Consider the following 18,483-nt stretch of genomic DNA (forward strand, 5'->3'; position numbering starts at 1 on the left):
TGGCTCAGGGTGCTTTTTTATATGTTAAAAATATTTTTAAAAAAGTTTTTGAGATGTGTTGACTTTAATTAGTATCTGATGTAAGATACTAATTGTCCGTTAAATAAGACGACATGGCGGTGTAGCTCAGCTGGCTAGAGCGTACGGTTCATACCCGTGAGGTCGGGGGTTCGATCCCCTCCGCCGCTATATTTAATTTAACGGCCCGTTGGTCAAGTGGTTAAGACACCGCCCTTTCACGGCGGTAACACGGGTTCGAATCCCGTACGGGTCATCTAAAAAGATCATGCAAATTTGCATGATCTTTTTTTGTTAAATAAATTAAGATATACAACACTTCTACAAAATCACCCTATATTTTCTGAATATTTAATTAAAATCTCGAAAATAACTTACATACCGTGTATATCTGTAGAGTTATTTCGAATAAAAAGTCGAACGATTATAAAAGTGAAAACTGTTGTTTTGACAAAAAAACCAACAATCATCTTTTATAATGACAGTAATTAAACTATGCAGGTGGTGTTAAAAATATGCCTAAAGCAGGAAGGAATACTATGAATACAAGTGCATTGGCAATGAATGAGAGTCAGCTTGGAGGAATAAAGTGGACGAGTAAGTTGCGAATGAAATTTGAGCAAGTTTTCTTTAGATGGGGATTTATTATTGTTGTTATTGGTTTTCTTTTGGGACGAGCATATATATTAACAAATATTTTACCGTTTGCACTCCCATTTTTTGCTGCTGTTTATGTTATGAAGCGGGATAAGATGCCGCTAGCATTTTTAGCTCTAATGGGAGGAGCTCTTTCGGTATCGATAGATAATTTGTTTTTTACCTTTGCATCTATCTTTACCTTCTTCATTTATAATATCTTCTTTAGTCGATTTACACGTAAAACTGTTGGACTTGTTCCATTTCAAGTATTTATCTCCGCATTAACCGCACACTTAGTTGTTGTATATTTTGCGCAACAAACTGTCACCATGTACGATTTACTCGTTAGTACCATTGAGGCTGGGCTTAGTTTCGTACTAACTATGATATTTTTACAAAGCGTCCCGCTTTTAGTGGAAAGGAAAGGAAAACAACAGGCATTAGAGACGGAAGAAATTGTTTGTTTGATTATATTATTAGCATCTGTTTTAACGGGTACAACAGATTGGTTTGTATATGATGCTTCTATTCAACATATTTTTACAAGGTATTTAGTGCTAGTATTTGCATTTATTGCGGGTGCTGCCACAGGATCCACAGTAGGGGTTGTAACAGGACTAATATTAAGTTTAGCAAATGTGTCTAGCTTGTCTCAGCTTAGCCTTCTTGCTTTCTCTGGATTGCTTGGTGGATTGTTAAAAGAAGGGAAGCGTTTAGGTGTTAGTTTAGGTTTATTAATTGGGACAAGCTTAATTACATTATATGTGGACAAACAGACAAATATTGTAACAACTTTAATTGAGTCAGGTGTAGCGATTGTTATCTTCTTATTAACACCGAAGCTTGTTTTGGATCGTATTGCTAAATTTATGCCAGGTACACAAGAGCATTCGCAAGATCAACAACAGTATTTAAGAAGGATGCGTGATGTTACAGCAAATAAAATCAACCAATTTGCAAATGTATTTGCTGCTTTATCTAATAGCTTTTCTGTATATGGGTATGTAGAGGAAGAAGATAAAGAGACAGAAGCAGATTTGTTTTTGAGTACAATTACTGCGAAAACATGTCAAACATGCTTTAAAAAGGATCAATGCTGGGTAGTGAATTTTGATAAAACGTACGATTATATGAAACAAATAATGAATGAAACGGAAGAAGGAACCCTGCAACATAATCGTAAATTAGTTCGTGAGTGGGACAAGCATTGTGTGAGAGGGAAAAAAGTGACGGATTTAGTAGCGGGTGAATTAGATCACTTCTATGAGGGACAAAAATTACGAAAACAAATGAAGGAAAATCGTAGAATAGTAGCGGAGCAATTATTAGGTGTATCAAAGGTTATGGAGGATTTTGCTAAGGAGATACAACGAGAGCGTGAAAATCATCAAGTGCAGGAAGAACAGATTATGCAAGCATTCCGTGATTTTGGTGTCGAAGTAGAGCATGTTGATATTTATTGTTTAGATAGAGGAAGTATTGATATTGAAATGTTAATTCCAGTTGCATCTAATGAACATGGTGAATGTGAAAAGTTAGTTGCACCGATGCTTTCGGATATCCTTAAAGAAAATATTGTCGTTAAACATGAAGAAAAGTCTTCTTATCCAAATGGCCATAGTTTAATATCATTTGGTTCGGCGAAGACGTATTCTCTTGATACAGGATTGGCTACAGCTGCAAAAGGCGGTGGATTTGTTTCGGGTGACTCTTATGCGATGATGGATTTAAGTGTTGGTAAATATGCACTTGCAATTAGTGATGGTATGGGGAATGGGCAAAGGGCTCATATGGAAAGTAAGGAAACGGTGAAATTATTACAAAAAATACTCCAATCGGGCATTGATGAAGAAATAGCAATTAAGTCTATCAATTCAATTCTTTCTTTGAGAACGACAGAAGAGATGTTTACGACGTTAGATTTAGCTATGGTAGATTTGCGGGATGCGAGTGCAAGGTTTTTAAAGATTGGATCGACGCCGAGTTTTGTTAAACGCGCAAATAATATTTTGAAAATTGAAGCAAGTAATTTGCCGATGGGAATCATTGAAGATGTTGAAGTTGATGTGGTGGGTGAACAATTAAAAACGGGCGATATTCTTATTATGATGAGCGATGGGATTTTTGAAGGAGCACAGCACGTGGAGAATCATGAATTGTGGATGAAACGAAAAATTAAAGAATTGCAAACCGAAGACCCGCAAGAAATTGCTGATATCATTATGGAAGAAGTGATTCGCTCTTGTGATGGTTATATAAATGATGATATGACTATTGTAGTGGCAAAAGTGAAGAAAAATATGCCGAAGTGGGCTACGATTCCGATTGTAGGAATGCAGGCGCAGTAAAATGTAAGTGGAATGTTTATCTATAATTTGATTTTAAAAACCTAGGTGAATACCTAGGTTTTTTTGTGGAAAAAGGTAATGTTATTAATTTTGTGAATATACACGGAGGATGTAAGATAAAAATGTAATTTTTGTATATCTTTTTTTTGCACAATGTTTGTAAAAGTTGTACCATTGTAGACAAGGCAACTAACGTTGCTGTTCTTGTTTAATGAAAGGTGATTACGAAGTTGAAAGATACATTTGTTGAAAAAGTAGATGACTTTGTAAAGCAGCATGATGTATTAAAGAATGATTCAACAATTGTTGTGGGAGTTTCTGGTGGTCCTGACTCGTTAGCGCTTTTATATTATTTATTAGAAAAAAGAGCGGAAAAACAGTTGGAAATTGTAGTAGCTCATGTGGATCATATGTTTAGAGGTGATGAATCTCATGAGGATTTACGGTTTGTGCAGGGCCTTTGTGAAGAACTGGGAATTATTTGTGAAACGATAAGGATTAATGTATCACAATATCAACAGCAATACGGAATGAATGCACAGGTTGCTGCTAGAGAATGCAGATATGCATTTTTGGAAAGAATAATGAAGAAATATGATGCAAGATATGTTGCTCTTGGACATCATGGAGATGATCAAGTCGAGACAATTTTAATGCGTCTTGTAAGAGGGAGTACTCCGAAAGGATATGCAGGAATTGCAGTGAAGCGTCCTTTTCATAATGGGTATTTAATTAGGCCGTTACTTGGGGTAACGAAGGAAGAAATTGTTGATTACTGTAATAAGCTAAATTTAATGCCACGTATAGATCCGAGTAATAAAAAGGAAGTATATACAAGGAATCGATTACGTAAATATGTCCTTCCTCATTTGAAAGAAGAAAATCCACAAGTGCATGAGAAATTCCAAAAATTTAGCGTGCAGATGCAAGAGGATGAGGCTTATTTGCAGGAATTAGCTTTTGAGAAAATGAATAAAGTAATTACAAAAAAAGTGATAAACAAATTAGCTTATCAATTCCTGCCTTTGAATCCATGTCTATGCCTTTACAAAGAAGAGGGATTCAACTAATATTAAACTATCTTTATGAATATAAGATTCCATCTTCTCTTTCTTCCATACATATTGACAAGGTGATTGAGTTTTTTAAGCGGACACAACCTTCAGGTTCACTTGATTTTCCAGGTGATTTGAAAATTGTTCGTACATACGAGGAGTGTAGCTTTAGATTTAAACAAGAAATTGTTTCTCCTTTTTTACAAGATTTATCAGTACCCGGGACCATTACGCTATTGAACGGGGATGAATTTGTAACAGAGGTGAGCGAAGATATACCAAGTAACATGAATGAAACAGTATTTGTTGCTAAGTATAATGATATATCATATCCACTTCGTATTCGTTCTAGGGAAAATGGAGATCGCATGTCAATACAAGGTATGAATGGCACGAAAAAGATAAAAGCTATTTTTATCGAAGCAAAAGTACCGAAAGAAAAAAGAGAAGAATGGCCGGTCGTTTGTGATGCAAGTGGGACCATTATTTGGGTACCCTTGTTGAAGCGATCTGCATTTGCAATTTCGAAAGAGATGGCAAAGAAGGATAAATATATGATTATTCACTACAAAAGCAAGGAGTCTTCCGGGAGGATAATGAAATGATGAATCAAGATATCGAAAAAGTATTAATTTCTGAAGAGCAAATACAAGAAAAGGTGCGCGAACTAGGTGCAATTGTTGCAGAGGATTATAAAAACACAGTACCTCTTGCAATTGGTGTATTAAAAGGCGCAATGCCATTCATGGCAGATTTATTAAAGAGAACAGATACATATCTTGAAATGGATTTTATGGCTGTATCTAGTTACGGTCACTCTACAGTTTCAACAGGCGAAGTGAAAATTTTAAAAGATCTTGATACTTCTGTAGAAGGTCGCGATATTTTAATCGTCGAAGATATTATTGATAGTGGTCTTACACTAAGCTACTTAGTAGACTTATTCAAATATCGTAAAGCGAAGTCTGTAAAAATTGTTACATTATTAGATAAGCCAACAGGCCGTAAGGTTGATCTGAAAGCGGATTATGTTGGATTTACTGTTCCACATGAATTTGTAGTAGGATATGGATTAGATTATAAAGAGCAGTACCGTAATCTTCCTTATGTAGGCGTATTAAAACCAAGCGTTTACTCAAATTAATTAAATATAGGCTTCACAATTGTATAGGAAAGTTTTTCTATGTTACGATTTACTATAGTGTTTATGCCGTGAGAGGAGGTTAGGAATGAATCGTATCTTCCGTAATACCATCTTTTATTTACTGATATTCTTAGTAGTAATTGGAATCGTGAGCTATTTTAATGGTTCGACACAAAAAACGACATCAGTTAGCTACGACAAATTCATTACTAAACTAGAAAGCGGTGAAGTGCGTAATGTGCAACTTCAACCGAAAAATGGTGTATTTGAGGTAAAAGGACAATTTAATAACTCTAGCCAAGGAGAACAATTTGTTACTTATGCACCAAATACTGAGGAATTACAAAAGAAAATTAATGATAAAGCGAAAGGTGCCGAAGTTAAGTATCAACCAGCAGAAGAAACAAGTGCTTGGGTAACATTCTTTACTTCAATCATTCCATTTGTCATCATCTTCATTTTATTCTTCTTCTTATTAAACCAAGCTCAAGGCGGCGGTAGCCGTGTTATGAACTTCGGGAAAAGTAAGGCGAAGTTATATAATGATGAAAAGAAAAAAGTTCGTTTCAGAGATGTTGCTGGTGCGGATGAAGAGAAACAAGAACTTGTTGAGGTAGTTGAATTCTTGAAAGACCCTCGTAAGTTCTCTGAAGTTGGTGCTCGTATTCCAAAGGGTGTCCTATTAGTTGGACCTCCAGGTACAGGTAAAACTTTATTAGCACGTGCTGTTGCAGGTGAGGCTGGCGTTCCATTCTTCTCTATCAGTGGTTCTGACTTCGTAGAGATGTTTGTCGGTGTCGGTGCATCACGTGTACGTGATTTATTTGAAAATGCAAAGAAAAATGCTCCTTGTATCATTTTCATTGATGAAATTGATGCAGTAGGGCGTCAACGTGGCGCAGGTCTTGGTGGTGGCCATGATGAGCGTGAGCAAACGTTGAACCAATTACTTGTTGAAATGGATGGATTCGGTGCAAACGAAGGTATTATTATCATCGCTGCGACAAACCGTCCTGATATTCTTGATCCAGCATTATTACGTCCAGGTCGTTTTGACCGTCAAATTACAGTAGATCGTCCAGATGTAAATGGCCGTGAAGCTGTACTGAAGGTGCATGCTCGTAATAAACCGCTTGATGAGAATATCAACTTAAGAGCAATTGCAACTCGTACGCCAGGATTCTCTGGTGCTGATCTTGAAAACTTATTAAACGAAGCTGCTTTAGTAGCTGCGCGTCAAGATAAGAAGAAAATTGATATGAGTGACATTGATGAAGCAACGGATCGCGTTATTGCAGGTCCGGCTAAGAAAAGTCGTGTTATCTCTGAAAAAGAACGTAATATCGTTGCTTTCCATGAAGCGGGTCATACTGTAATTGGTGTTGTTCTTGATGAAGCTGATGTCGTTCATAAAGTAACAATTGTCCCTCGTGGTCAAGCTGGTGGATATGCAGTAATGCTTCCGAAAGAAGATCGTTACTTCATGACAAAGCCAGAGTTACTTGATAAAATCACTGGTTTACTTGGTGGTCGAGTAGCTGAGGAGATTGTATTTGGTGAAGTGAGTACAGGTGCTCACAACGACTTCCAACGTGCGACGGGCATTGCAAGACGTATGGTTACAGAATTCGGTATGAGTGATAAGCTTGGACCAATGCAATTTGGTAGTTCGCAAGGTGGTCAAGTGTTCTTAGGAAGAGACTTCCATTCAGAGCAAAACTACAGTGATGCAATTGCACACGATATCGATGTAGAAATGCAAACGATTATGAAAGAATGTTATGCTCGTGCAAAAGACATTCTTACTGAAAATCGTGATAAGCTAGATCTTATTGCAAAAACGTTACTTGAAGTAGAAACGTTAGATGCTGAGCAAATCAATCATTTATGTGATTACGGCAGATTGCCAGAACGTCCAACATCTTCAGATGATGTGAAAGTAAACATCAACATGAAGAAAGACGATGAAGATAAAGAAGATAAGTAAGAAACGAAGGAGTGACTATCGTCACTCCTTTTTTGTTTGTTAAAACCTTTGTTAATTACTATTGAGAACTTAGTGGATAAAGTAATTTAAGTAAAACTAGTATTAAAAATTGAAATAGAGAGCAATCTTTTTGTAAAATGATGAGGATAGGAAAGCTGATTATATAAGTATGTGTGATATGATGTTTTTATAAGTTTTATACATACTGCACAAATATAGATTAAATAAGATAAGTGGTGAGAATATGATTTTTGTATTGGATGTAGGGAACACAAATGCTGTACTAGGTGTGTTTGAAGAGGGGGAACTTCGTCAGCATTGGCGCATGGAAACAGATCGTCATAAGACAGAAGATGAATATGGAATGCTTGTAAAGCAATTGCTTGAGCATGAAGGTCTTTCGTTTGAAGATGTGAAAGGTATTATTGTGTCTTCAGTCGTACCACCAATTATGTTTGCTTTAGAGCGCATGTGTGAAAAATATTTTAAAATTAAACCGCTTGTAGTAGGGCCTGGGATAAAAACAGGGCTAAATATTAAATATGAAAATCCGCGTGAAGTAGGCGCAGACCGAATTGTAAATGCAGTAGCAGGAATCCACTTATATGGAAGTCCGCTTATTATTGTTGATTTTGGTACGGCTACTACATATTGTTATATTAACGAAGAAAAGCATTATATGGGTGGAGTTATTACGCCAGGAATTATGATTTCAGCAGAGGCTTTATATAGCAGAGCAGCAAAACTTCCTCGTATCGAAATTACAAAACCAAGCAGTGTAGTTGGGAAAAATACAGTAAGTGCGATGCAATCGGGTATTCTTTATGGTTATGTTGGACAAGTGGAAGGTATTGTTAAGCGTATGAAAGAAGAAGCTAGACAAGAACCTAAAGTTATTGCAACAGGTGGATTAGCAAAATTAATTTCCGAAGAATCGAATGTAATTGATATTGTAGATCCATTTTTAACGTTAAAAGGTTTATACATGTTATATGAACGTAATGCAAATTTACAGCATGAGAAAGGTGAATAAATACGTATGAAAGATTATTTAGTAAAAGCGTTAGCGTTTGATGGAGAAGTGCGTGCGTATAGTGTACGTACAACAAATACAGTAAGTGAGGCGCAAAGACGTCATGATACATGGAGAACAGCTTCAGCGGCACTAGGGCGTTCTTTAACTGCGGGTACAATGATGGGCGCAATGTTAAAAGGTGAGCAAAAGTTAACGATTAAGGTAGAAGGTAACGGTCCGATTGGTCCTATCTTAGTAGATGCTCATGCAAATGGAGATGTACGTGGTTATGTAACGAATCCGCATGTTGATTTTGAAGGAACAGAACAAGGGAAGTTACGTGTATATCAAGCGGTAGGTACAGAGGGGTTTGTAACTGTAATTAAAGATATTGGAATGCGTGAGCCGTTTATTGGTCAATCTCCAATCGTTTCAGGAGAATTAGGAGAAGACTTTACGTATTATTTTGCAGTTTCTGAACAAACGCCTTCTTCTGTAGGTGTTGGTGTTCTTGTAAATGGAGATGATAGCATATTAGCGGCAGGTGGATTTATCCTTCAAATTATGCCGGGTGCGCAAGATGAAACGATTTCATTTATTGAAGACCGTTTACAAAAAATTCCCCCTGTATCAACGTTGATTGAACAAGGCCTTTCTCCGGAAGAGCTACTATATGCAGTTCTTGGAGAAGATAAAGTAAAAGTATTAGAAACGATGGATGTTCAATTTAATTGCACATGCTCACGCGAGCGTATTGAGAGTGTATTAATTAGTTTAGGTAAAACAGAGTTAGAGCAAGTTCGTGAAGAAGAGGAAGAGACAGAAGTGCACTGTCATTTCTGTAATGAACGATACAAGTTCTCTAAAGAAGATATTACAAATTTAATCGAGAATTTGTAATAAGGGAATTAAGAGGAGCAATCCTCCAAATGAATTGACAAACAGGGAATTTTCTGACAAAATCTAAATATAGATAAAACCAATAAAAATACTCGGTGTTAGGAGTGACAGGAATGCGAGTGGCACAATCAGTTTCAGAATTAATCGGGAAAACGCCGATCGTCAAGTTGAACCGCATCGTAGAATCAGACAGCGCAGATATATACTTAAAATTAGAATTTATGAATCCGGGGAGTAGCGTTAAAGATCGTATCGCATTAGCTATGATTGAAGATGCTGAAAAAAATGGATTATTAAAAGAAGGCGATACAATCATTGAGCCGACAAGTGGTAATACAGGAATTGGTTTAGCGATGGTAGCGGCTGCTAAAGGATATAATGCAATCTTAGTAATGCCAGAAACAATGAGTATTGAGCGTCGTAATTTATTACGTGCTTACGGTGCGGAATTAGTATTGACTCCAGGGCCTGAAGGAATGGGTGGAGCAATTCGTAAAGCGACTGAATTAGCAAAAGAGCATGGCTACTTTATACCACAACAGTTCAAAAACCAATCGAATCCAGAAATTCACCGTTTAACAACAGGTCCAGAAATTATTGAACAAATGGGCGACCAATTAGATGCGTTTATTGCAGGTATTGGTACAGGTGGAACGATTACTGGTGCGGGTGAAGTACTGAAGGAAGCATATAAAGATATTAAAATTTATGCAGTAGAACCTGCAGATTCACCAGTATTATCTGGTGGGAAACCAGGTCCACATAAAATCCAAGGAATTGGGGCGGGATTTATTCCGGAGACGTTGGATGTAGAAGTATATGATGAAATTATTCAAGTGAAAACAGAGCAAGCATTTGAATATGCGAGAAGAGTGGCTAAAGAGGAAGGTATTTTAGTTGGTATCTCTTCAGGTGCAGTTATTTATGCAGCAACAGAAGTTGCGAAAAAGTTAGGTAAAGGGAAAAAGGTACTTGTTATTATCCCGAGTAACGGTGAACGTTATTTAAGTACACCACTTTATCAATTTGAATCATAATTAAACGCGATTGAAAAAGCATCCTTGAAAAAGGGTGCTTTTTCTTTTGGGATTGGAAATAGGAAAAGAGTGAATGACTAGAAAACTTCATGTAAAATAAGAGGTAGTATAATTAAATTATTTTCACTAGCCTTCGAGTATAATCAATCTCTATATAAATAACTTATGTAGTTTGAGCTGGTTAATCTAAGAGGGTGGGATAAAAGAAGACGGGGTGTTGATATGCAACGAAGAAAATCTTTAGCGCTTTCTATTCCATATCAGTTAGATTTCTTTAAGCAATATAAATTTCTTTCTCAGGGTAAATCGCAACATATTTTGTTAGAAAGCGGCCGTGGCGGTCGTTATAACATTGTAGGGCTGAACCCAGTAGCGGTAATCCGAGGGAAGGATGAAACGTTACATATAAGTGAAAGTGGTAAGGAAACAATAAAACGAGGGAATCCGTTAGATTTAATGCAAGAATATATGGAACAATGGAAGACGGACTATAACCCAGAGTATCCGCCTTTTCAAGGTGGTGCAATTGGCTATTTCAGTTATGACTGTATCCGTTATATTGAAAAGCTGCCTTCTCTTGCGGAAGATGATATTAATATACCTGACATCTTCTTTTTATTATTTGATGACGTATTTGTCTATGATCAAAAAGAACAAGTGTTATGGGTTATTACGCATTATGTAGATAAATATGAAGAGGCAAAAGAACGGCTAAATGAGTGGAAGAGTCTTTGGATGACAGAAGCGCCTGAAGTGACTGTGCCCTTTGAAAGTCCTGAAAAGAAAAGTGAAGCAGTTGCTTTTACTGAAGCCGGCTTTATGAAGGCAGTTGAATGTATTCAAGAATATATTGGGGCGGGTGATGTGTTCCAAGTAAACTTGTCGACGAGACAAGAAAGAACGTTACAGACACACCCACTAGAAATTTATACAAGTCTTCGTGAAATTAATCCATCTCCATATATGGGTTACCTGGAGCTTGGGGATTTTCAAATTGTTAGTGGATCGCCAGAGTTGTTAATTAAGAAACAAGGAACTGAAGTAAGTACAAGACCAATTGCTGGAACGAGATCTAGAGGCGCGGATGAGCAAGAGGATGAAGAATTAGCAAGAGAATTAATTGAGAACGAAAAAGAAAGAGCAGAGCATGTAATGCTTGTGGATTTAGAAAGAAATGATTTAGGACGTGTTTGTAAATATGGCACTGTAGAAGTGGATGAATTTATGGTAATTGAGAAATACTCACATGTTATGCATATTGTTTCTAATGTGCGTGGTGAGGTGGAAGAAGATAAAGATGCTTTTGATTTAGTGAAGGCTGTATTCCCTGGGGGAACAATTACTGGTGCCCCGAAAATACGTACGATGGAAATTATTGAGGAATTAGAACCTGTTCGAAGAGGGATTTATACAGGTTCAATCGGTTGGATTGGTTATTCTGGAGATACAGAATTGAATATTGTAATTAGAACGCTTCTTGCTAAAGATGGAAAAGCTCATGTACAAGCAGGGGCGGGAATTGTAATTGATTCAAATCCAGAAAATGAATATAAAGAGTCGTTAAAAAAGGCGATTGCTTTATGGCGTGCAAAAGAACGTAGCGAAGAAACGGTTAGGTGAGAGAAATGATATTAATGATTGATAATTATGATTCTTTTACATTTAATTTAGTGCAGTTTCTTGGAGAACTTGGACAAGAGCTCGTTGTTAAACGTAACAATGAAGTGACCATTTCAGATATTGAGAATATGAAACCAGATTTTCTAATGATTTCTCCAGGTCCATGTAGTCCTAATGAAGCGGGGATTAGTATGGAAGTTATTAAATACTTTGCTGGAAAGATTCCGATTTTTGGAGTTTGTCTAGGGCATCAATCCATTGCACAAGTGTTTGGTGGAGAGGTTGTCCGTGCAGAACGATTAATGCATGGGAAAACGTCGCTTATGCATCATGATGGAAAGACGATTTTTTCGGATATTCCTAATCCGTTTACTGCGACGCGCTATCATTCCCTTATTGTTAAGAAAGAGACGTTACCCGATTGCTTAGAGGTAACATCTTGGACAGAGGAAGGAGAAATTATGGCACTTCGTCATAAGACATTGCCGATAGAGGGTGTGCAATTCCATCCGGAATCTATTATGACTTCTCATGGGAAAGAGTTGTTACAGAATTTCATTTGTAAATACAGTCCAAGTGCAACGTTATGTTAATTTACGTAAATGGTCAGTATGTAGAAGCAAGTGAAGCGAAAATTTCTCCTTATGATCATGGTTATTTATATGGTCTTGGAGTTTTTGAAACGTTTCGTATTTATAATGGTCATCCTTTCTTATTGGATGATCATTATAACCGTTTAATAGAAGCGCTGGATACATTGCAAATTAAATGGACAATGACAAAAAATGACGTGATGCTTATTTTGAAAGATTTACTCGCTAAGAATGAATTGAAGCATGCATATGTACGTTTTAATGTATCAGCGGGTATAGATGAAATAGGATTACAAACGGAAATGTATGAAGAGCCTTCGGTTATTGTTTTTATAAAACCTTTAACAGCTCCAGGAGATGTAGTGGAAAAAGAAGGTGTTATTCTAAAACAAGTGCGAAATACACCGGAAGGAACATTTCGTCTGAAGTCTCATCATTATTTAAATAATATTTTAGGGAAGCGTGAAATTGGAAATGTTGTGAGTAAGGAAGGTATTTTTCTTACTGAAGCAGGTTATGTTGCAGAGGGTATTGTTTCCAATCTATTTTTTGTGAAAGGTGATGTTTTATATACACCTTCGTTAGAGACAGGGATTTTAAATGGTATCACTCGTGCGTTTATTATAAAGAGTGCTGAAGAATTAAATATAGAAGTAAAGGAAGGTTTCTTTACAAAAGATGAGCTACTTTCAGCGGATGAAGTCTTCGTAACAAACTCCATTCAAGAAATTGTTCCGCTTTATCGTATAGAAGCGCAGGATTTCCCGGGTAAAGTAGGAGTGGTTACAAAAAGTTTAATGTACCTTTATGGAATGCAAAGAGAGAAATTATGGAGCAGAAATGAATTACGAAGAGGAGATGTGTAGTTTGAAGTGGGATTATGATTTACGCTGCGGCGAATATACATTGAATTTAAATGAAAAGACATTAATTATGGGGATTTTAAATGTAACACCAGATTCGTTTTCTGATGGTGGGAGTTACAACGAGGTAGATGCTGCGGTACGTCACGCAAAAGAAATGCAAGGTGAAGGTGCTCATATTATTGATATTGGTGGCGAATCTACTCGCCCGGGTTTTGCTAAAGTATCAGTAGAAGAAGAAATAAAGCGAGTTGTCCCGATGATTCAAGCAGTTTCAAAAGAAGTAAAATTGCCTATATCTATCGATACATATAAAGCTGAAGTTGCAAAGCAAGCAATTGAGGCTGGTGCTCATATTATTAATGATATTTGGGGAGCGAAGGCGGAGCCGAAAATTGCTGAAGTCGCAGCTCATTACGATGTACCCATCATTTTAATGCATAACCGCGATAACATGAATTATCGTAATTTAATGGCGGATATGATTGCTGATTTGTATGACAGTATTAAAATTGCTAAAAATGCTGGTGTGCGAGATGAGAATATTATTTTAGATCCAGGTATCGGTTTTGCTAAAACACCTGAGCAGAACTTAGAGGCGATGCGTAATTTAGAACAGTTAAATGTGCTAGGTTATCCGGTTCTCTTAGGTACTTCGAGAAAGTCCTTTATTGGGCACGTATTAGATTTGCCAGTAGAGGAACGCCTTGAGGGAACGGGAGCTACTGTTTGTCTTGGTATTGAAAAGGGCTGTGAGTTTGTTCGTGTCCATGATGTGAAAGAAATGGCGCGTATGGCTAAAATGATGGATGCGATGATTGGTAAGGGGGTAAGGTAATTGGATAAAATTTATATCCATGATATGGAGTTTTATGGTTATCATGGCGTGTTCCCAGAGGAGAATAAATTAGGTCAGAGATTTAAAGTTGACTTAACGGTGGAGTTGGATTTAAAGCGTGCAGGGGAAAGTGATGACTTAGAGCATTCGGTCAATTATGGAGAGCTTTTCGAATTATGTAGAAAAGTTGTTGAGGATAGAAAGTATAAGCTTGTGGAGAGTATCGCTGAAAATATTGCTGCAGATATATTAAAACAATATGAAAGTATTTCGCGCTGTACAATTAAGGTAATTAAGCCGGATCCACCGATACCGGGTCATTATCGTGCTGTAGCAGTAGAAATTACGAGAGAACGTCCATGAACAATATAGCTTACATTGCATTAGGGTCAAATATTGGAGAGCGTTATACGTATCTAACCGAAGCGATTCAGTTTTTAAATAAAAATCCTTATATTCAGGTTGATGATATTTCATCTGTATATGAAACTGAGCCAGTTGGCTATACTGACCAAAGTTGCTTTTTAAATTTAGTTATAAAAATTTCTACCAATTTATCACCACAAGAATTATTGAAAGTAACACAAAAAGTAGAAAATGACCTAGGAAGAAAAAGGGAAATTAGGTGGGGGCCGAGGACTATCGACCTTGACATTTTACTTTATAATCAAGAGAATATTGAAGCAGAGAATCTTATTGTTCCGCATCCGCGGATGTTTGAAAGAGCTTTTGTTATCGTTCCGTTGTTAGAAATTAATCAAGACATAAAACAAAACATTTCATGTTCACAAGTAGAAGAAATGAAAAGGCGAGAGGGAGTAACGGTATGGAAGCAGAAAAATGGGGAAGACGCATTCGTGCTTTTCGAAAGCTAAAAGGTTACACACAAGAAGGTTTTGCTAAAGCACTAGGGGTATCTGTATCTGTTTTAGGTGAGGTTGAGAGAGGGAATAGATCGCCTTCTCAAGATTTTGTAGTAGAAGTTGCTAAGGCATTAAATGTTTCGATAGAGGAATTAATGCCAAAGTGATTGTACAGGAAGGAGTAGATTGATTGTTAAAGATTGCAAATATCGAGATGAAAAATCCGGTTGTACTAGCACCGATGGCGGGAGTGTGTAACTCTGCATTCCGTTTAACAGTAAAAGAATTTGGTGCCGGCTTAGTTTGTGCTGAAATGGTAAGTGATAAGGCAATATTGCTTAATAATAAAAGAACATTAGATATGTTATATATCGACGAGAGAGAAAAGCCATTAAGTTTACAAATTTTTGGTGGAGAGAAAGAAACTCTTGTAGATGCTGCGAAATATGTAGATAAATATACGACAGCAGACATAATTGATATTAATATGGGTTGTCCAGTGCCGAAAATCGTTAAATGTGATGCTGGAGCAAGGTGGCTTTTAGACCCGAATAAAATATATGAAATGGTAGCAGCGGTTGTAGATGCTGTTGAAAAGCCGGTTACAGTTAAAATGCGTATCGGTTGGGATGAAGAACATATTTTCGCAATAGAAAATGCTAGGGCTGTTGAGCGTGCTGGTGGCCAAGCTGTGGCGGTTCACGGACGTACACGAGTGCAAATGTATGAAGGAAAAGCGGATTGGGATATTATTAAACAAGTAAAACAATCTGTAAATATCCCGGTTATCGGAAATGGTGATGTCGCAACGCCGCAAGATGCAAAGCGTATGCTTGATGAAATTGGTGTAGATGGTGTTATGATTGGTCGTGCTGCTCTTGGAGATCCGTGGATGATTTATCGTACGGTAAAGTATTTGGAGACAGGTGAATTAATGCCGGAACCAACAGTGCGCGAGAAAATTGATGTATGTATGTTGCATCTAGATCGTCTTATCGACTTAAAGAATGAAAGTGTCGCTGTAAGAGAGATGAGAAAACATGCAGCTTGGTATTTAAAAGGTGTTCGTGGTAATGCGAGTGTACGTAATGGTATTAATGCTTGTAACACACGGGAAGACCTTGCGAATGTGTTAGGTACATTTGTAGAAGAAGTGGAAGCGAAACAACAAACAATTTACGTTGGTTAATAATGGACATAGGAGATTGACATTCTTCTATACACTTCCTATAATTACGTGAAAGAAAGAAGAGCTGCCAGTTAGTTGCTGGCAGTTTTTCTAGTTGAGTAGAAAATGCTATACTGTATATATTATAAAATTAAATAGAGCTGGAGTGATATCAATATCATGGATAACATGAACCACGAAGAATTAAACGACCAATTGATTGTTCGTCGTGAAAAGCTACATAATTTACGTGAACAAGGAATTGACCCGTTCGGTAAAAGATTTGAACGCACAAATTCAACAACTGACTTAGTGAGTCTATATGGAGAGTTCTCTAAAGAGGAATTAGAGGAGAAGGAAATCGCTGTTTCTATCGCTGGTCGTATTATGACAAAACGCGGAAAAGGGAAAGCTGGATTTGCACATGTTCAAGATTTACATGGACAAGTTCAAATTTATGTTCGTAAAGATGCTGTTGGAGATGACGAGTACGAATTATTTAAAACAGCAGATTTAGGTGATTTAGTAGGTATTGAAGGTAAAGTGTTCAAAACAAACGTTGGAGAACTTTCAGTAAAAGCAACAGGCTTTACGCTATTAACGAAATCTCTTCGTCCATTACCAGATAAATACCATGGATTAAAAGATGTTGAACAACGCTACCGTCAACGTTACTTAGACTTAATTACAAGTATGGAAAGTCGTGAAACGTTCGTTACTCGTAGTAAAATCATTCGTGAGATGAGAAGATACCTAGATGACAACGGTTATCTTGAAGTGGAAACACCTATGATGCATGCAATTGCAGGTGGAGCTTCTGCGCGTCCTTTCACTACACACCATAATGCGTTAGATATGGAATTATATATGCGTATCGCAATTGAGCTACATTTAAAGCGTCTTATTGTGGGTGGTTTAGAAAAAGTATATGAGATCGGCCGTGTATTCCGTAATGAGGGTGTATCAACTCGTCATAATCCTGAGTTTACGATGATTGAATTATATGAAGCATACGCTGATTATAAAGATATTATGAAGTTAACAGAAGATATGGTTGCTCATATCGCGAAAAAAGTACTGGGTACAACAACAATCCAGTATGGTGATTATGAAATTAATCTAGAACCAGAATGGACACGTCTTCATATGGTAGATGCGATTAAGCAATACTCTGGAGCTGATTTCTGGAATCCGATGAGTGTAGAAGAAGCGCGTGAACTTGCAAAAGAACATAATGTAGAAATTAAAGATACAATGGAAGTTGGTCATATTATAAATGAATTCTTCGAACAAAAAGTAGAAGATAAATTAATCCAACCAACATTTATTTACGGTCATCCGGTAGAAATCTCGCCGCTTGCGAAAAAGAATGATGAAGATCCAAGATTTACAGATCGTTTCGAATTATTTATCGTTGCGCGTGAACATGCAAATGCATTCACTGAGTTAAATGATCCAATCGATCAAAAAGAACGTTTTGAAGCGCAATTAAAAGAGCGCGAACAAGGTAATGACGAAGCTCACATGATGGATGACGATTATATTGAAGCTCTTGAGTACGGTATGCCTCCTACGGGTGGATTAGGAATCGGTATTGATCGTCTAGTTATGTTATTAACAAATGCACCATCTATTCGTGATGTATTATTATTCCCTGCTATGCGCCATAAACAAGACTAAGCTTTGGAGATTTCTCCAAAGCTTTTTTTATTTGAGCATGAGTTGCGTGGGTATAGTAAATCTTGATAGTGCGAGAAATTATATTTATATAGAAGAAATGTGCTGTTTTTATACTTTTTTACTAAGTTAAAAATTTTATTAGAAAAACTATTGCATTTTAATAATCAAACTGGTATATTTATATTCGTTGCCACGAAAGGTAACAAACAAAACAAACGAAAAACAACTTATTGAAAAAAGTTGTTGACGAAAGTATAACGAAATGTTATATTGATAAAGTCGCTTCTGAGCGACAAAGTAGTTCTTTGAAAACTGAACGAAACAAACAACGTGAAACGTCAATTTTTATTTTAGATGCTAGACAAACTAACTTTATTGGAGAGTTTGATCCTGGCTCAGGATGAACGCTGGCGGCGTGCCTAATACATGCAAGTCGAGCGAATGAATTAAGAGCTTGCTCTTATGAAGTTAGCGGCGGACGGGTGAGTAACACGTGGGTAACCTGCCCATAAGACTGGGATAACTCCGGGAAACCGGGGCTAATACCGGATAACATTTTGAACTGCATGGTTCGAAATTGAAAGGCGGCTTCGGCTGTCACTTATGGATGGACCCGCGTCGCATTAGCTAGTTGGTGAGGTAACGGCTCACCAAGGCAACGATGCGTAGCCGACCTGAGAGGGTGATCGGCCACACTGGGACTGAGACACGGCCC

The 18,483-nt window shown here is 37.2% G+C and carries 15 protein-coding genes, 2 tRNA genes, 1 rRNA gene and 1 pseudogene; all 19 read left to right on the forward strand.

Annotated features, from left to right (window positions below):
- Positions 1 to 115 precede the first annotated feature (115 nt).
- Positions 116 to 189, forward strand: a tRNA-Met gene (locus HMPREF1014_RS28535).
- A gap of 13 nt (positions 190 to 202) precedes the next feature.
- Positions 203 to 274: transfer RNA gene (locus HMPREF1014_RS28540), tRNA-Glu, on the forward strand.
- A 259-nt stretch (positions 275 to 533) separates the two neighbouring features.
- On the forward strand, positions 534 to 3,005 hold the full coding sequence (spoIIE, locus tag HMPREF1014_RS28545; protein ID WP_001123552.1) for a stage II sporulation protein E: 2,472 nt from the start codon (positions 534 to 536) through the stop codon (positions 3,003 to 3,005).
- A 230-nt stretch (positions 3,006 to 3,235) separates the two neighbouring features.
- Positions 3,236 to 4,665 (forward strand): annotated as a pseudogene (tilS, locus tag HMPREF1014_RS28550) (tRNA lysidine(34) synthetase TilS).
- Positions 4,662 to 5,204, forward strand: coding sequence for a hypoxanthine phosphoribosyltransferase (gene hpt / locus HMPREF1014_RS28555; protein WP_000981844.1), 543 nt, complete (start codon positions 4,662 to 4,664; stop codon positions 5,202 to 5,204). The pseudogene tilS and the gene hpt overlap by 4 nt, the downstream one beginning before the upstream one ends.
- A gap of 85 nt (positions 5,205 to 5,289) precedes the next feature.
- On the forward strand, positions 5,290 to 7,191 hold the full coding sequence (ftsH, locus tag HMPREF1014_RS28560) for an ATP-dependent zinc metalloprotease FtsH (protein ID WP_001079672.1): 1,902 nt from the start codon (positions 5,290 to 5,292) through the stop codon (positions 7,189 to 7,191).
- Between the two features lie 244 nt (positions 7,192 to 7,435).
- Complete coding sequence (locus HMPREF1014_RS28565; RefSeq protein WP_000578368.1) at positions 7,436 to 8,224, forward strand: type III pantothenate kinase; 789 nt, start codon at positions 7,436 to 7,438, stop codon at positions 8,222 to 8,224.
- A 6-nt stretch (positions 8,225 to 8,230) separates the two neighbouring features.
- Complete coding sequence (gene hslO, locus HMPREF1014_RS28570) at positions 8,231 to 9,106, forward strand: redox-regulated molecular chaperone HslO (protein WP_000656372.1); 876 nt, start codon at positions 8,231 to 8,233, stop codon at positions 9,104 to 9,106.
- Positions 9,107 to 9,219: 113 nt separating this feature from the next.
- The gene (gene cysK, locus HMPREF1014_RS28575) at positions 9,220 to 10,143 is read left to right on the forward strand and encodes a cysteine synthase A (RefSeq protein WP_001261718.1); all 924 of its coding nucleotides are present in this window, start codon (positions 9,220 to 9,222) and stop codon (positions 10,141 to 10,143) included.
- A 222-nt stretch (positions 10,144 to 10,365) separates the two neighbouring features.
- On the forward strand, positions 10,366 to 11,763 hold the full coding sequence (gene pabB, locus HMPREF1014_RS28580; protein ID WP_001189719.1) for an aminodeoxychorismate synthase component I: 1,398 nt from the start codon (positions 10,366 to 10,368) through the stop codon (positions 11,761 to 11,763).
- Between the two features lie 5 nt (positions 11,764 to 11,768).
- A complete protein-coding gene (gene pabA, locus HMPREF1014_RS28585) occupies positions 11,769 to 12,356 on the forward strand; it encodes an aminodeoxychorismate/anthranilate synthase component II (RefSeq protein ID WP_000602309.1) in 588 nt (195 codons plus the stop codon).
- Complete coding sequence (pabC, locus tag HMPREF1014_RS28590; protein WP_000909877.1) at positions 12,350 to 13,222, forward strand: aminodeoxychorismate lyase; 873 nt, start codon at positions 12,350 to 12,352, stop codon at positions 13,220 to 13,222. Before pabA ends, pabC begins: the two co-directional genes overlap by 7 nt.
- Positions 13,197 to 14,057 carry a dihydropteroate synthase gene (gene folP, locus HMPREF1014_RS28595; protein WP_002103948.1) on the forward strand — a complete coding sequence of 287 codons (861 nt, stop codon included), beginning with the start codon at positions 13,197 to 13,199 and terminating at the stop codon, positions 14,055 to 14,057. The genes pabC and folP overlap by 26 nt, the downstream gene beginning before the upstream one ends.
- Positions 14,058 to 14,420: a dihydroneopterin aldolase gene (folB, locus tag HMPREF1014_RS28600; RefSeq protein ID WP_000358062.1), complete on the forward strand. Its 363-nt coding sequence runs from the start codon at positions 14,058 to 14,060 to the stop codon at positions 14,418 to 14,420.
- Entirely contained in the window at positions 14,417 to 14,932 is a 516-nt protein-coding gene (folK, locus tag HMPREF1014_RS28605) for a 2-amino-4-hydroxy-6-hydroxymethyldihydropteridine diphosphokinase (RefSeq protein WP_001059447.1), read from the forward strand. The genes folB and folK overlap by 4 nt, the downstream gene beginning before the upstream one ends.
- Positions 14,884 to 15,087 (forward strand): helix-turn-helix domain-containing protein, encoded by a 204-nt coding sequence (locus tag HMPREF1014_RS28610; protein ID WP_000387024.1) that lies wholly within the window; start codon positions 14,884 to 14,886, stop codon positions 15,085 to 15,087. The genes folK and HMPREF1014_RS28610 overlap by 49 nt, the downstream gene beginning before the upstream one ends.
- Positions 15,088 to 15,110: 23 nt before the next feature.
- Positions 15,111 to 16,109, forward strand: a complete 999-nt coding sequence (dusB, locus tag HMPREF1014_RS28615) for a tRNA dihydrouridine synthase DusB (protein WP_000912251.1) — start codon at positions 15,111 to 15,113, stop codon at positions 16,107 to 16,109.
- 159 nt (positions 16,110 to 16,268) lie between these two features.
- The gene (gene lysS / locus HMPREF1014_RS28620) at positions 16,269 to 17,768 is read left to right on the forward strand and encodes a lysine--tRNA ligase (protein WP_000369668.1); all 1,500 of its coding nucleotides are present in this window, start codon (positions 16,269 to 16,271) and stop codon (positions 17,766 to 17,768) included.
- 372 nt (positions 17,769 to 18,140) lie between these two features.
- Positions 18,141 to 18,483, forward strand: a 16S ribosomal RNA gene (locus tag HMPREF1014_RS28625); the annotation flags it as partial.

It is taken from the genome of Bacillus sp. 7_6_55CFAA_CT2 (assembly GCF_000238655.1).
Classification (GTDB): Bacteria; Bacillota; Bacilli; order Bacillales; family Bacillaceae_G; genus Bacillus_A; species Bacillus_A cereus.